12 protein-coding genes are annotated in these 13,373 nt (G+C 43.6%); 8 read left to right on the top strand and 4 right to left on the bottom strand.

All coding sequences use genetic code 11. The features are described from left to right. Window positions 1–57: 57 nt before the first annotated feature. Complete coding sequence (locus VYM24_RS01125; protein ID WP_330941256.1) at window positions 58–1,113, bottom strand: porin; 1,056 nt, start codon at window positions 1,111–1,113, stop codon at window positions 58–60. Window positions 1,114–1,382: 269 nt separating this feature from the next. Here VYM24_RS01125 and mnmA point away from each other — a divergent pair, with 269 nt between their 5' ends. From mnmA to VYM24_RS01085, 8 genes are all read left to right on the top strand, one after another. Then, entirely contained in the window at window positions 1,383–2,462 is a 1,080-nt protein-coding gene (mnmA, locus tag VYM24_RS01120; RefSeq protein ID WP_330941255.1) for a tRNA 2-thiouridine(34) synthase MnmA, read from the top strand. Between the two features lie 4 nt (window positions 2,463–2,466). Continuing rightward, window positions 2,467–3,831, top strand: a complete 1,365-nt coding sequence (locus VYM24_RS01115; protein WP_330941254.1) for an RNA-binding domain-containing protein — start codon at window positions 2,467–2,469, stop codon at window positions 3,829–3,831. Between the two features lie 32 nt (window positions 3,832–3,863). After that, entirely contained in the window at window positions 3,864–5,234 is a 1,371-nt protein-coding gene (locus VYM24_RS01110) for a S8 family peptidase (RefSeq protein WP_330941253.1), read from the top strand. Window positions 5,235–5,302: 68 nt separating this feature from the next. Further along, a complete protein-coding gene (gene xseA, locus VYM24_RS01105; RefSeq protein WP_330941252.1) occupies window positions 5,303–6,541 on the top strand; it encodes an exodeoxyribonuclease VII large subunit in 1,239 nt (412 codons plus the stop codon). 8 nt (window positions 6,542–6,549) lie between these two features. Further along, on the top strand, window positions 6,550–6,765 hold the full coding sequence (xseB, locus tag VYM24_RS01100; RefSeq protein WP_044269476.1) for an exodeoxyribonuclease VII small subunit: 216 nt from the start codon (window positions 6,550–6,552) through the stop codon (window positions 6,763–6,765). A 52-nt stretch (window positions 6,766–6,817) separates the two neighbouring features. Next, on the top strand, window positions 6,818–7,837 hold the full coding sequence (locus VYM24_RS01095; RefSeq protein WP_299097067.1) for a branched-chain amino acid aminotransferase: 1,020 nt from the start codon (window positions 6,818–6,820) through the stop codon (window positions 7,835–7,837). 3 nt (window positions 7,838–7,840) lie between these two features. Further along, complete coding sequence (gene trmB, locus VYM24_RS01090; protein WP_299097069.1) at window positions 7,841–8,599, top strand: tRNA (guanosine(46)-N7)-methyltransferase TrmB; 759 nt, start codon at window positions 7,841–7,843, stop codon at window positions 8,597–8,599. A gap of 9 nt (window positions 8,600–8,608) precedes the next feature. Further along, window positions 8,609–9,709: an Mrp/NBP35 family ATP-binding protein gene (locus VYM24_RS01085; protein ID WP_299097072.1), complete on the top strand. Its 1,101-nt coding sequence runs from the start codon at window positions 8,609–8,611 to the stop codon at window positions 9,707–9,709. A gap of 104 nt (window positions 9,710–9,813) precedes the next feature. On the opposite strand, the gene VYM24_RS01080 is transcribed toward VYM24_RS01085, so the two are convergent. From VYM24_RS01080 to VYM24_RS01070, 3 genes are read right to left on the bottom strand one after another with little or no spacing between them, the layout of a single operon-like run. Beyond that, the gene (locus VYM24_RS01080; protein WP_299097076.1) at window positions 9,814–11,841 is read right to left on the bottom strand and encodes a M56 family metallopeptidase; all 2,028 of its coding nucleotides are present in this window, start codon (window positions 11,839–11,841) and stop codon (window positions 9,814–9,816) included. Window positions 11,842–11,858: 17 nt separating this feature from the next. After that, the gene (locus VYM24_RS01075; RefSeq protein ID WP_330941251.1) at window positions 11,859–12,935 is read right to left on the bottom strand and encodes a TlpA disulfide reductase family protein; all 1,077 of its coding nucleotides are present in this window, start codon (window positions 12,933–12,935) and stop codon (window positions 11,859–11,861) included. A 17-nt stretch (window positions 12,936–12,952) separates the two neighbouring features. Then, a complete protein-coding gene (locus VYM24_RS01070) occupies window positions 12,953–13,309 on the bottom strand; it encodes a BlaI/MecI/CopY family transcriptional regulator (RefSeq protein ID WP_007210515.1) in 357 nt (118 codons plus the stop codon). Window positions 13,310–13,373 lie beyond the last annotated feature (64 nt).

Genomic DNA, 13,373 nt, shown 5'->3' with positions numbered 1-13,373 from the left:
GAAGCTGATTGAAGAAAGAGGTGCTATGACGGCACCCCGGGATTTCGTTCGATATGTTTAGAACCGCACCATCAGTTCCAACACAATTTTATCCTGCTCTGACTCTTTGGCAATGCTGTTTTTGGCATAAAAGTATTTCTCGAAATTCAGTCGGAGGTCTGTGCGGAATGCTTTGCTGAGGCTAAAAGTGATACCGCCGGTTATGCGATGTCGCTTATAGTCAGTAGTGGTTAAGGCACCGGTTCCTTCATCAATGGTCTTTCCGTCGCTTTGGCTGGTCATCATGTCATAGCGTACCAGGAAAGACATTTTGTTGAATACTTTTCGCAGTGGTAAGTCGTAGTTGATGAAACTGTTTACGGCATGCACATTATCGTAAGCATTGTCCGCGTATGTTTTGTACAGGTACTCCCCTTCAATGTGGAAGCGGCCGAATTCATAGAAAGCACCGATGTCATAAGAGTTTATCCGTACATCTTGCGGCTGAATGCTCTGTATGCTTAAAGCCAGGTTTAGCTTCTTGGCAAGCAGGAACTGTGCTTTGGCTGAATAATTTACTTCTTTGTGCCATTCCTTTTGGTTGGTCAGTCCCGAACCATTGTAGAGACCGCCCTCTAATGTAACGGGTATTTCGGTTCCGAATTTATATCCCAATGTGACGCCAACGTCACGAACATTACCGACTTGTTTCGCTATAAATGAACGGTTGGCGAAATATTGCTGATGCGGCGAACGGTGTGCGTCGATGGTGAACGGCACACGCATTTGCCCTGCGGTTACAGTTACGTCTTTTACGGGGAAGAGGCGGGCGTAAGCATCCAGCATCTTGATTTGTCCTTCATCCGAAAGGTCGATTTCGGCTTTATATGCTACTATGGGTAAGACGTTACCCGTAATGCTGATACGCGCGTTGCGTACTTCGAAACGGCTGGCGGCCATTTCTGTCTGATACTCAAACTTAGTGCGGATAGTACCATGTATTTCCGGCAGGTAATCCTTTGTTTCCAGTTTTTCTTTGTCGATCTTCTTTCCGTCCTCGTTGCGATACGGATTTTGGGATTTTGCTGCCAGTGGCAGCAGAACAATGAGCAACATGAGTGCGCTTTTCTTCATAACCATTAGTTGTAGCCGATTAATTTATGGCGGCAAAGGTCGGACATACGTGTTATGTTTCTGTTTCATGTGTATTGCATTTTTGTTACATGGCTGTTTGCGAAGATACGTTTGTTTACAACTCGTAAATTTTTCGTAGCTATAAAAGTACGGAGAGGTAGGGAGAAACAAAGAGAATGATGTGAAGTCATGTGAAAAAGGTATGCCTTTTCTGTTTCTTCTCCCCGAAATCATCTATTTTTGTAAGCTAATTGAATGAACATCCTAAAATGAACAGACCGGAGAAGCGAGTATTGGTAGGCATGAGCGGCGGTATAGACAGCACCGCCACTTGTCTGATGTTGAAAGAACAAGGATATGAGATAGTTGGACTAACCATGTGGGTGTGGGGAGACGAACCTGTGGAAGCCCGGCAACTTGCCGACAGTATGGGTATCGAACACCATGTGGTTGATGAACGTGAGGCTTTTCGCAAAGTAATTGTGCAGAACTTTATTGATGAATATTGCCAGGGGCGGACACCCAATCCGTGCGTGATGTGTAATCCTACGTTTAAATTCCGCATACTCACAGAGTGGGCGGACAAACTAGGTTGCGCATTTATCTCTACCGGACATTACAGCCGTCTGGAAGAAAAAAATGGGAATATATATATAGTGGCCGGAGACGATGATAAGAAAGACCAGTCTTATTTCCTTTGGCGACTGGGGCAGGATGTGCTGAGACGTTGCATTTTTCCGCTGGGCATCTATACGAAGTTGCAAGTACGGGAGTATTTGCGCGGGAGAGGCTATCAGTTGAAGGCGGAAGAAGGAGAGAGCATGGAGGTATGTTTCATCAAGGGTAATTATCGGGACTTCCTGCGCGAACATTCTCCTGAAATAGACCGTGAAATCGGTTCCGGATGGTTTGTCAATTCCGAAGGGGTGAAGTTGGGCGAACATAAAGGTTTTCCTTATTATACCATCGGACAGCGGAAAGGTCTGGAAATAGCTTTGGGCAAACCGGCTTATGTGCTGAAGATAAATCCGCAGAAGAATACAGTGATGCTGGGCGATGCCGAACAATTGCGGACTGAATATATGCTGGCCGAACAGGATAACATCATCGATGAACAGGAATTCTTCTTGGCTCCTGACTTGACGGTACGTATCCGCTATCGCAGCAAACCGATTCCCTGCACGGTGAAAAGGCTGGAAGACGGGCGGCTGTTCGTACATTTCTTGTCCGAAGCATCGGCTATTGCACCCGGGCAGTCTGCGGTGTTTTATGTAGGTAGGCGGGTAGTGGGCGGTTCGTTTATTGCTTCGCAGCGGGGAATTGGGCTGGTGATTGCAGAAAATAATTAGAATTATGGCAGAAAGTCAGAACATAGAATATAAGCAAAGTTGGCGTGACGAATATCTGAAATGGATATGTGGCTTTGCCAATGCTTCGGGAGGGAAAATCTATATAGGGGTCTCCGATAGTGGTCAGGTGGTTGGAACGTCTGATACAAAAAGGTTATTGGAGGATATTCCCAATAAAATTGTGAATTTTCTGGGGAATGTTGCTGATGTGAATCTATTGCGTAAGGATGAGCTGGAATACATAGAAATATCGGTTTATCCGTCGAATGTTCCTATTTCTTATAAAGGTACTTATCATTATCGTAGTGGTAGTACAAAACAAGAGTTGAAGGGATATGCTTTGCAGAACTTCTTATTGAAGCGCTTAGGGCGCACATGGGATGACTTTCCTTGTGATTGGGCTACATTTGAGGATATAAATAGAGAGGCGGTTGACTATTTTTTTAAAAAGGCTTCGGTATCCGGGCGCCTTCCGGGTAATTTAGAGTATGATGATATTCATTCTACTTTCTTAAATCTGGGATTATTGGCTGATAATGGGAGACTAAAGAATGCGGCGTTATTGCTTTTTGCAAAGACACCTTCCCGCTTTTTTCCAATGGTGCAATTTAAAATAGGGAGATTTGGAGAGGATGATTCTGAATTGTTATTTCAGGATATTGTAGAAGGAAATATTCTGCAAATGGGTGATAAAGTCATGTCTTTATTGAAGTCTAAATATTTACGTTCTTATATCCGGTATGAAGGGTTGCAAAGGATTGAAGAGTTAGAAATACCGGAAGAAGCATTGTGCGAAGCTATTTTTAACGCAATCATTCATAAAGACTATACGGGTGCTCCTATACAATTAAGTGTATATGAAGATAAACTTATGCTGTGGAATGAAGGCTGCCTTCCCGAAGACTTGACGATAGAAATGTTCTTGGAAAAGCATCCGTCGCGACCTTACAACAAGAACATTGCTGATATCTTTTTTAAGGCGGGTTTTATAGAAGCATGGGGAAGAGGTATAAACAAAATAGTAACAGGGTTTCAGTTGGCAGAGCTTGAGCAACCTTCGTTTGACTTTTCTATGGGCGGGCTTTGGGTTACGATGCCAAGGAAACAAGCTACCACTCAAGCTGCCACTCAAGCTACCACTCAAGCTCTTCAGGTTTTCAAAACCCAAGACCTTATGGAAACATTCTATTCATTGTATACGAAGGCTGATGAATATACGGCAATTTCCTTGCAGGAAGAACTTGGTTTTAAAAATAGGGTACATTTCAGAAAAGCCTATCTGCTACCATTGCTGGAACAAGGAATTCTAAAACTGAAATATCCGCAGAAGCCCAATCACCCGGAACAAAAATATTTGTTAGTCAAATAAAGTCAAAAATGAAATAATAGACATAAGTGATAATGAGAAAACTGTTTTCCTTTTTAGCTTTCGCCCTCTTAGTGGCAGGAGTATCGGCGCAGCAAGATACCTTGAAGTATCGTATTAGCCTGAAAGACAAGGCCGCCACAGAGTATTCATTGAAACAGCCGGAAAAATTCCTGTCTGAAAAAGCGATTGAACGTCGCAAGAAGCAGAATCTTCCCATTGATTCTACAGATCTCCCGGTTTGCCACAAATATATAGATGAGATTCGTAAGCAGGGGGTTAATATTGTGGTGGTCGGAAAATGGAACAATTTTGTAACGGTGTCATGTAACGATACGACTCTGATTGATCGCATAGCGGCACTGCCTTTTGTGCTTTCAACAGAGAAGGTCTGGATTTCTCCCGGTGCTGGCAAACCATCAATGGCAACGGAACGTGATTCTGTACTAAATCAACCAACGATACATCCGGATAGCATTTACGGACGTGCTATCACTCAGATTCAGATGAGCAACGGTGACAAATTACACGAAGCGGGTTTCAAAGGGCAGGGTATGACAATTGCGGTTATTGATGCCGGATTCCATAATGTCGATAAGATTACTGCTATGCAGAATATCCGTATTCTCGGTACAAAGGATTTTGTAAACCAACAGGCTGATATCTTTGCGGAAAGCAGCCATGGGATGAGCGTACTGTCCTGTATAGGTATGAACCGACCTGATATTATGACGGGTACGGCGCCCGAAGCTTCTTTCTGGTTGCTTCGCAGTGAGGATGAATATTCGGAACACCTGGTAGAACAGGATTATTGGTCGGCTGCGGTTGAATTTGCCGATAGTGTGGGAGTGGATGTAATCAATACATCTTTGGGATACTACTCGTTTGATGATAAATCGAAGAATTATAAATATCGCGATCTGGATGGACGTCATGCATTGATGTCACGCCAGGCTTCCCATATTGCAGATAAAGGAATGATACTGGTGTGCAGTGCCGGCAACTCCGGTGCGGGTTCCTGGAAAAAGATCACTCCTCCGGGAGATGCTGATAATGTGTTGACGGTAGGAGCGATTGACAAGAGAGCTGTGCTGGCTACTTTTTCTTCCGTAGGTAATACAGCGGATCATCGTGTGAAGCCGGATGTGGTTGCGGTAGGGGTTGGATCGGATGTGATCCGTACGGATGGTAATCAGGGACGGGCTAACGGTACTTCTTTTTCTTCACCTATCATGTGCGGTATGGTGACTTGTTTGTGGCAGGCTTGCCCGACGTTGACGGCAAAAGAAGTGATTGAGTTGGTGCGCCGATCCGGTGACCGTGCCGGTTTCCCGGATAATATCTACGGATATGGAGTACCTGATATGTGGAAGGCATACAATGATTATAAATCAAATAATAAATAACTGATTACAAGCTGCTACTCGTAGTTCGTCACTTGTAGCTGGTGGCTTGTCACTCGTAGCTGAACAATATGGAAGCGTTATCTTTACTGGAACTTAATGCTTTGGTGCGCCGCAGTCTTGAACAATGCCTGCCTGATGAATATTGGGTACAGGCAGAGTTGAGTGATGTGCGAACGAACAGTACCGGGCATTGCTATCTGGAATTTATTCAGAAAGACCCCCGTAGCAATGGTTTGGTTGCAAAGGCTCGCGGTACTATCTGGTCGAATGTCTATCGGCTGCTGAAACCTTATTTCGAAGAAGCAACAGGGCAGGCTTTTGTTTCCGGTATTAAGGTGCTGGTTCAGGTTACTGTTAGCTTTCACGAGCTTTATGGCTATAGTCTGACTGTGCAGGATATCGATCCTACTTATACGTTAGGAGATATGGCACGTCGTCGTCGGGAAATACTGAAGCAACTGGAAGAAGAAGGTGTGCTTACTTTGAATAAAGAGTTGGATATGCCCGATTTACCGCAACGTATTGCCGTAATTTCTTCCCCTACGGCTGCCGGTTATGGTGATTTTTGCCATCAGTTGCAGAATAATCCCCGTGGCTTTTTCTTCTATACGGAGCTATTTCCTGCTTTGATGCAAGGCGACCGTGTAGAAGAGTCCGTATTGTCAGCTTTGGATCTTATTTTAAATCGTCAGAATGATTTTGATGCCGTAGTCATCATCCGTGGAGGTGGAGCTACTTCCGATCTTTCCGGTTTTGATACGTATTTGCTTGCTGCCGCGTGTGCCCAATTCCCGCTGCCCATAATTACCGGAATAGGACATGAAAGAGATGATACAGTGCTCGATTCCGTGGCGCACACTCGTGTGAAAACTCCGACAGCCGCTGCCGAATATCTTATTGATTGTATGGATCTTGCTGCCGATGGGCTGGAAGTTCTTGCCAGCCGTTTACACGAAAGCGTCCTTTCCCGTCTGACGGAAGAGCATCGTAAATTGAATTTATACAGGAACCGTATTCCCTCTGCCGTTGTACGCCGTATCTCTGATGCTAAGTTGACTCTGCTGGCTGCCCGGAGAGATATTTCCCAGGCAGTTACGTCTTCCCTTTCGCGCCAACGTCATCGTCTGGAACTGTTACAGCAACGCTTGACTGATGCTTCACCCGAAAAGATGCTTGCCCGTGGCTATAGCATCACTCTGAAAGATGGAAAAGCTGTAAAAGATGCCGCTTCTCTGAATGAGAATGATGAAATACTCACCCGTTTTTACCGGGGCGAAGCAACCTCAATCGTAATTCATAAATCATAAATACTCCTATGCCTACTTCAAAGAAAAAAGAAACCTATTCCCAAGCCATGGAGCGCTTGGAGAAGATTGTCCGTCAAATAGACAATAATGAATTGGAAATTGATGCGCTTGCCGAAAAAATAAAGGAAGCGAATGAGATTATTGCGTTTTGCAGCGATAAATTGACCAAAGCTGACAAGGAAATCGAAAAATTACTGTCGGAGAAGCGGGAAAGTGAAGAATAAAGACTAAATTTGTTGCAGAATGTACGTAATGAGATTACTAATACTTTGAGATATGAAAGAAATAGATTGGTCTAATCTGTCATTCGGATACATGAAGACAGATTACAATGTGAGAATTAATTTCCGCGAAGGTGAGTGGGGAAAACTTGAAATCAGCAGTAGCGAACTTATCAATCTGCACATGGCAGCTACCTGTCTGCATTATGGACAGGAAGCGTTTGAAGGCTTAAAGGCATTCCGTGGCAAAGATGGTAAGGTGCGTATTTTCCGTTTGGAAGAGAATGCTGCCCGCTTGCAGTCTACGTGTCGTGGCATCATGATGGCAGAACTGCCGACAGAACGTTTCAAAGAAGCTGTGCTGACAGCGGTGAAAATGAACGAACGCTTTATCCCGCCTTATGAGAGCGGTGCTTCCCTTTATATCCGTCCGTTGCTGATTGGAACCGGAGCACAGGTGGGGGTACGTCCTTCCAATGAATATATGTTCCTGATATTTGTTACTCCGGTAGGTCCGTACTTTAAAGGCGGTTTTGCTGCTACTCCCTATGTCATTACACGTAAGTATGACCGTGCTGCTCCGCTTGGAACTGGTATTTATAAGGTTGGCGGTAATTATGCTGCCAGTTTGCGTGCCAGTCAGGAAGCTCATGCTGCCGGTTATTCTGCAGAATTCTATCTGGATGCAAAGGAGAAGAAATACATTGACGAGTGTGGCGCTGCCAACTTCTTTGGAATAAAAGATAATACTTATATTACACCTCTGTCTACTTCCATTCTGCCATCCATTACCAATAAGAGCTTGATGCAGTTGGCCGAAGACATGGGTATGAAGGTAGAACGCCGTCCGGTGGCTGAAGAAGAACTTACGACTTTTGAAGAAGCCGGTGCTTGCGGAACTGCTGCTGTTATCAGCCCGATTGAACGCATTGATGACCCTGAGAATGGACATTCTTATGTGATAGCCAAAGATGGTAAACCGGGACCTATCTGCACTAAGTTGTACAACAAGCTGCGTGGAATCCAATATGGTGACGAACCTGACACGCATGGCTGGGTAACCATTGTGGAATAACGCATGAGCAAAGGTAAGTTAGCGAAGTTTGCCGATATGGCAAGTTATCCGCATGTGTTCGAATATCCTTATTCAGCAGTAGATAACGTGCCCTTTGAGATGAAAGGAAAATGGAACGAGTCATTCTTCGGGAATGACCGTCCCATTGTTTTGGAATTAGGTTGCGGACGTGGTGAATATACCGTCGGGCTGGGACGATTGTTTCCTGATAAGAATTTTATCGGAGTGGATATTAAAGGTTCCCGTATGTGGTCCGGTGCTACGGAGTCATTACAGGCAGGCATGAAGAATGTTGCCTTTTTGCGTACGAACATTGAAATAATCGACCGCTTTTTCTCGGAAAATGAAGTGAGTGAAATCTGGTTGACTTTCTCCGATCCACAGATGAAGAAAGCTACCAAGCGCCTTACTTCTACTTATTTCATGGAACGTTATCGTAAATTCCTAAGACCGGATGGTATTGTTCATCTCAAGACAGATAGTAACTTTATGTTCACTTATACCCGTTGCATGATCGAGGAAAATCATCTTCCGGTGGATGTGCTGACAGAAGATCTGTATCACTCCGGCATGGCTGATGAAATTCTCAGCATCAAAACCTATTACGAGCAACAGTGGTTGGACCGTGGATTGAACATCAAGTATATCAAGTTCCATCTGCCGAAGGAAGGTGAACTGCACGAACCCGATGTGGAAATAGAGTTAGATGAGTATCGCAGTTATAACCGCAGTAAGCGGAGCGGGCTGCAAACTTCAAAATAAAAAAAAGTAATGACACTTTATCCTAAACTAATTTTAGATGCACTGGCCACAGTGCGATATCCCGGTACCGGAAAGAATCTGGTTGAGGCGGAAATGGTTGCCGATAATTTACGTATTGATGGGATGAAAGTTAGTTTCTCACTGATATTTGAGAAACCGACCGATCCTTTCATGAAATCTGTAATAAAGGCGGCGGAAACGGCTATTCATACGTATGTATCTGATGAGGTAGAAATAGCCATTACTACGGAAAGCAAACAAGCGGCACGTCCCGAACCAGGCAAGCTGCTGTCTCAGGTGAAGAATATTATCGGTGTTTCTTCCGGTAAGGGTGGCGTAGGTAAGTCAACGGTAGCTGCTAACCTCGCGGTATCTTTGGCGAAGTTAGGCTATAAGGTTGGTTTGTTGGATGCCGATATTTTCGGACCATCCATGCCGAAGATGTTTCAGGTGGAGGATGCGCGTCCTTATGCTGAGCATGTAGACGGTCGTGATTTGATTGTACCAGTTGAGAAGTATGGTATCAAATTGCTTTCTATTGGTTTCTTCGTTGATCCTGACCAGGCTACGTTGTGGCGTGGCGGTATGGCAAGCAATGCCTTGAAACAGCTGATAGGGGATGCGAATTGGGGAGAGCTTGACTATTTCTTAATCGACCTTCCTCCCGGAACGAGTGATATTCACCTGACAGTGGTTCAGACATTGGCACTGACAGGAGCTATCGTGGTCAGCACACCGCAGGCTGTGGCGTTGGCAGATGCCCGCAAAGGTATCAACATGTTTATCAATGATAAGGTGAATGTGCCTATTCTCGGTTTGGTAGAGAATATGGCCTGGTTTACACCTGCCGAACTTCCGGAGAATAAATACTATATCTTTGGAAAGGAAGGTGCAAAGAATCTGGCGGAAGAAATGAATGTGCCTTTGTTGGGGCAAATTCCTATCGTACAAAGCATTTGCGAAAGTGGAGATAAGGGTACTCCGGTAGCACTTGACGAGAATACCGTGACCGGACGCGCTTTCCTGCAATTAGCGGCAAGCGTGGTTCGCCAGGTAGATAAGCGGAATGTGGAGATGGCACCAACGGAAGTAGTGAAGATGCATAAATAAATGGTTATCTGCATCCTACTCCTGATTGTGCTGTTAAAAATCAGGAGTAGGACATTGCAGATAATCTTTATGTGAGAGAGAATTAATGTTGAAAAGAGATTGTTTTATTGCAATCTGAATACGATAGGGAATGTATATTTTACATTGACCGGCATTCCTCTTTGTGTACCGGGTTTCCATTTAGGCATACTTGCGGTGACGCGAATTGCTTCTGTATCCAATAAGGGGTCTACGGGCTGGGTAACTTTAGGATTGGTTACATTGCCGTTCTTATCAATGATGACTTGCATTATAACTCGTCCTTGGATTCCTGCTTTTTGTGCCTCTACCGGATATTTGATATTCTTAGACAGATATTGCATCAGTCCTCCCATACCACCGGGAAATTCAGGCATGTTTTCAACCACCTCAAAAACCGGGTCTTCCTCTGCAGGGACTTGTTTGGAACCATATCCCACGACAACAGTTTCATCAATTTTAGCTATAGGCTTATACTCCTCTTTTTGACCATCATCCGATAAGCGGAACATGACAGGAACTGTATATTTCACCCGTACAGCTTTTCCTTTTTGCATACCCGGCTTCCAATTTGGCATTGTGCTGATAACGCGTACCGCTTCACCATCCAATTCCGGGTCTACTCCACGGATAATCCCTATGTTGGAGATGCTTCCGTCTGCATTTACAACAAATTGTACAGTAACGCGTCCTTGCGTACCATTTTTCTGTGCATTTACCGGATATCTGATGTTTTTCGATAAAAATTGCATCAGGCCTGACATGCCGCCATCCGGAAATTCAGGCATTTGTTCCACTACTTCAAATACAGGATTATCAGGATCATCGGCTGGCGGATTTAGCCATTCCCTATCCATGACAATCTTCATGTTGGAGTTGTTTTCTTTGTTGACAGCCACGGGTACTCCCATCATTTTTCCATCTTTTTTCCAAATTACTATCATTTTAGCATTTTCGAATGCTTTGAAAGAAAAATTACCGTTCTTTCCCGTGACATACGATTGACCTTGTGGTAGTTTGTGGTCTTCATCAATGAAAAACTCAGCGCCTTCCACTGCTTTTCCGTCTTTATCCACTACTACTCCTTTGTAGTTCATAAGTTTGTCTTTATCCTGTTGCGGTACCGGTGTTTCCAGCGGTGCCGTTTCAGTAGCAACTTCCATCTCCGGCGTTGTTGAATTGGACGCCAGATTCTCTTCTACAGCTTCTATGACATCTTTTGCCATCTCTTTCGTGGTACGGGCCACGGCTTCGATATTGCTGATTATCATAAGTAAGGCTGCCAAGGGGAGAAACATAAGGTATTTAGTTCTCCCTATTTCTCGGGTTCTCTTTTTGTTCATCATTTTGATGCGTTTTTTTAAAGGTAATACATTAAAACTGTTATAGATAGTTGCTGCAGCCTTATGGTGTGATAATCCTAACAGGTGATACTGATAGGCTTTAGAGTCATGTCCGGTTTCCAGTACGCGGTTGTCCGCCAGATATTCCAGATTGGTGCGGATTTCCCGTTTCATGAGCCAGGCAAAAGGATTGAACCAGCAAAATATACATACAATCTCACTGACAAGTACATCAATGGAATGCCATTGGTTGGCATGAGTTTGTTCGTGGGTTAATATTTCGCTTAGTTCATCTTCTGTATGTGAAGTCGGATGGATAAAAATCCAGTGAAAGAAGGAAAAAGGTCCGCTTGCTTGTCTGAGCAGATGTACATTCGTATTTTCTATCTTTGCTTTCCGGCAACGGAAAGCTAAACGGATAATCCCAGCCAACTGTATGAGGAAGCGGATCGCTAATACAATTACCATTCCCCAATAAGCAAAACCGACCGTTTGGGGCAGGAGGGTTTTCCAGTCGGAAGTTACCTGTTCCGGTGTTATCGTAAATTCCGGTAAAACGATGTCAGCGTATAAATCTGCCATGGCTACCATAGGCTGCTGTTCCGTAATCCATGTCTGTATATTCAGCAGCGGATAAACGGCAGAAACGGCAAAGAAGCAGAGCAAAGCGGCCCTGCGCCACGTAAAGAACGTGTCTTTATAGAAAAATAGCCGATAAAACGCATAAAATAGCGCAATGGCTACATTGATTTTTAGAAAATAAGCTAACATCTTTATTTATTTTATTATTATTCGCCTTTCATAATCTCAGCCACTTTCTGCTTCATTCCATCTCCCCTGAGATTGCGGGCAACAATAGTGCCATCCGGGGCAAATAAAATAATATGCGGGATACCATTGACACCATAAAGTTCCATTACTTTTTGTTGGGTGTCCAGTAGCTGTGGCCATGTCATATTCAGATCTCCTATCGCTTTAATGATTCTGTCTTTTTTATCCCAGGTTGCAATACCTAATATAACCAGGCCTTTGTCTTTATATGTATTGTAGATTTCTGCTAAATTGGGTATTTCTTCCCGGCATGGAGCACACCAGCTTGCCCACATATCAACAAGAACATAATTACCTTTGCCTACAAAATCTGACAACCGTGTTTCTTTACCTTCTGTGTTTTCACCGGCTATATCGACAAACGGTTTGCCTACTGCAGTTCTCTTTAGCGCTTCGAAACGTGCTTTTATTGCCTGTACTGTTTTTAAAGAATTCAGCCAATTGCCTATTTCTGTCTGAAGAGCATCCATTTCATCGGTACTACATGCCATACTATAATCTCTGAAGGCATATTCTCCCACACCATTATCCTTGTTGGATATAATTTGTTGTTTCAGATATCCAAGGAGTGATGGGCGGATTTTTTGCTCATAATATTCTGCCCATACCAGCTGCCAGTCTTCTGCATTCGGCTTTTCTTTTTTTAGTTCTGCCAGATGCGCGAATCCTTTTTTTCGGATACTGTCGACTGTAGCTATCGTCTTATTGAAAGCTTCATTTAGTTTTGTACCCGTAGGAACATGGGTATATAGATTAACCTTTATAGTTCCTTCATCCAAAATAAAGTTGGCATAGTTGCGTCCTGCATCGATTCGACAAAACGAGGGGATTGCAGTTCGTCCCTCAAATGCAAACTTCTGATTTTCAACTCGGGTACTATCAATATAGTGATTGTCATCATATCGCATGATGTATAACATTTTTCCATTAAATGAATTATCTGTCAATTCTCCTTCTACTCTATAGGAGTAAGTAGTCTGTGCGTGAGCAATGAAACTTACCAGACAAGCTAATAAAGAAAAATAGTATTTCATGCGATTCTTTTTTATGTTTATCTTTTTTCAATCATATCTATTATATCTTTCAGGTCTTTAGTTGAAATCTTTTGCTCTTTGGCAAAGAAAGAAACCATTTCCTTATAAGAATTTTCAAAGTAGTTACGCACGAAGCCGCTCATGAAGGTACGCTTGTATTCGCTTTCACGAATGGCAGGTGTGTATTGATATGTATTCCCTACGCGAGCGGCTGTAACATACTGTTTGCGTTCCAGGTTTTTAATGATGGAAGCCACGGTAGTGTAGGGAGGTGCCGGTTGGGGATATTTGGCAACAATGTCTTTTACGAAGCAACTGCCCAATTCCCAGATGTAAATCATTGCTTCTTCTTCTTGTATAGTCAACTTTTCCATGGAAATAAAGTATTAAAATGAATTCGATACAAATCTACGAATATTTCGTAATAAAGCAAACTCC

The sequence above is a fragment of the Bacteroides sp. MSB163 genome (assembly GCF_036416795.1).
GTDB classification, from domain to species: domain Bacteria; phylum Bacteroidota; class Bacteroidia; order Bacteroidales; family Bacteroidaceae; genus Bacteroides; species Bacteroides maternus.
The sequence above is the reverse complement of the archived record's forward strand: the minus strand, read 5'-3'. Positions and strand labels throughout refer to the sequence as shown.

Excerpts from the sequence above, each read along its gene's own strand:
- VYM24_RS01115 (WP_330941254.1), top strand. The coding sequence starts at position 2,467 with ATGGCAGAAAGTCAGAACATAGAATATAAGCAAAGTTGGCGTGACGAA.
- VYM24_RS01085 (WP_299097072.1), top strand. The coding sequence starts at position 8,609 with ATGACACTTTATCCTAAACTAATTTTAGATGCACTGGCCACAGTGCGA.
- xseB (WP_044269476.1), top strand. The coding sequence starts at position 6,550 with ATGCCTACTTCAAAGAAAAAAGAAACCTATTCCCAAGCCATGGAGCGC.
- xseA (WP_330941252.1), top strand. The coding sequence starts at position 5,303 with ATGGAAGCGTTATCTTTACTGGAACTTAATGCTTTGGTGCGCCGCAGT.
- trmB (WP_299097069.1), top strand. The coding sequence starts at position 7,841 with ATGAGCAAAGGTAAGTTAGCGAAGTTTGCCGATATGGCAAGTTATCCG.
- mnmA (WP_330941255.1), top strand. The coding sequence starts at position 1,383 with ATGAACAGACCGGAGAAGCGAGTATTGGTAGGCATGAGCGGCGGTATA.
- VYM24_RS01070 (WP_007210515.1), bottom strand. The coding sequence starts at position 13,309 with ATGGAAAAGTTGACTATACAAGAAGAAGAAGCAATGATTTACATCTGG.
- VYM24_RS01095 (WP_299097067.1), top strand. The coding sequence starts at position 6,818 with ATGAAAGAAATAGATTGGTCTAATCTGTCATTCGGATACATGAAGACA.
- VYM24_RS01080 (WP_299097076.1), bottom strand. The coding sequence starts at position 11,841 with ATGTTAGCTTATTTTCTAAAAATCAATGTAGCCATTGCGCTATTTTAT.
- VYM24_RS01075 (WP_330941251.1), bottom strand. The coding sequence starts at position 12,935 with ATGAAATACTATTTTTCTTTATTAGCTTGTCTGGTAAGTTTCATTGCT.
- VYM24_RS01110 (WP_330941253.1), top strand. The coding sequence starts at position 3,864 with ATGAGAAAACTGTTTTCCTTTTTAGCTTTCGCCCTCTTAGTGGCAGGA.
- VYM24_RS01125 (WP_330941256.1), bottom strand. The coding sequence starts at position 1,113 with ATGAAGAAAAGCGCACTCATGTTGCTCATTGTTCTGCTGCCACTGGCA.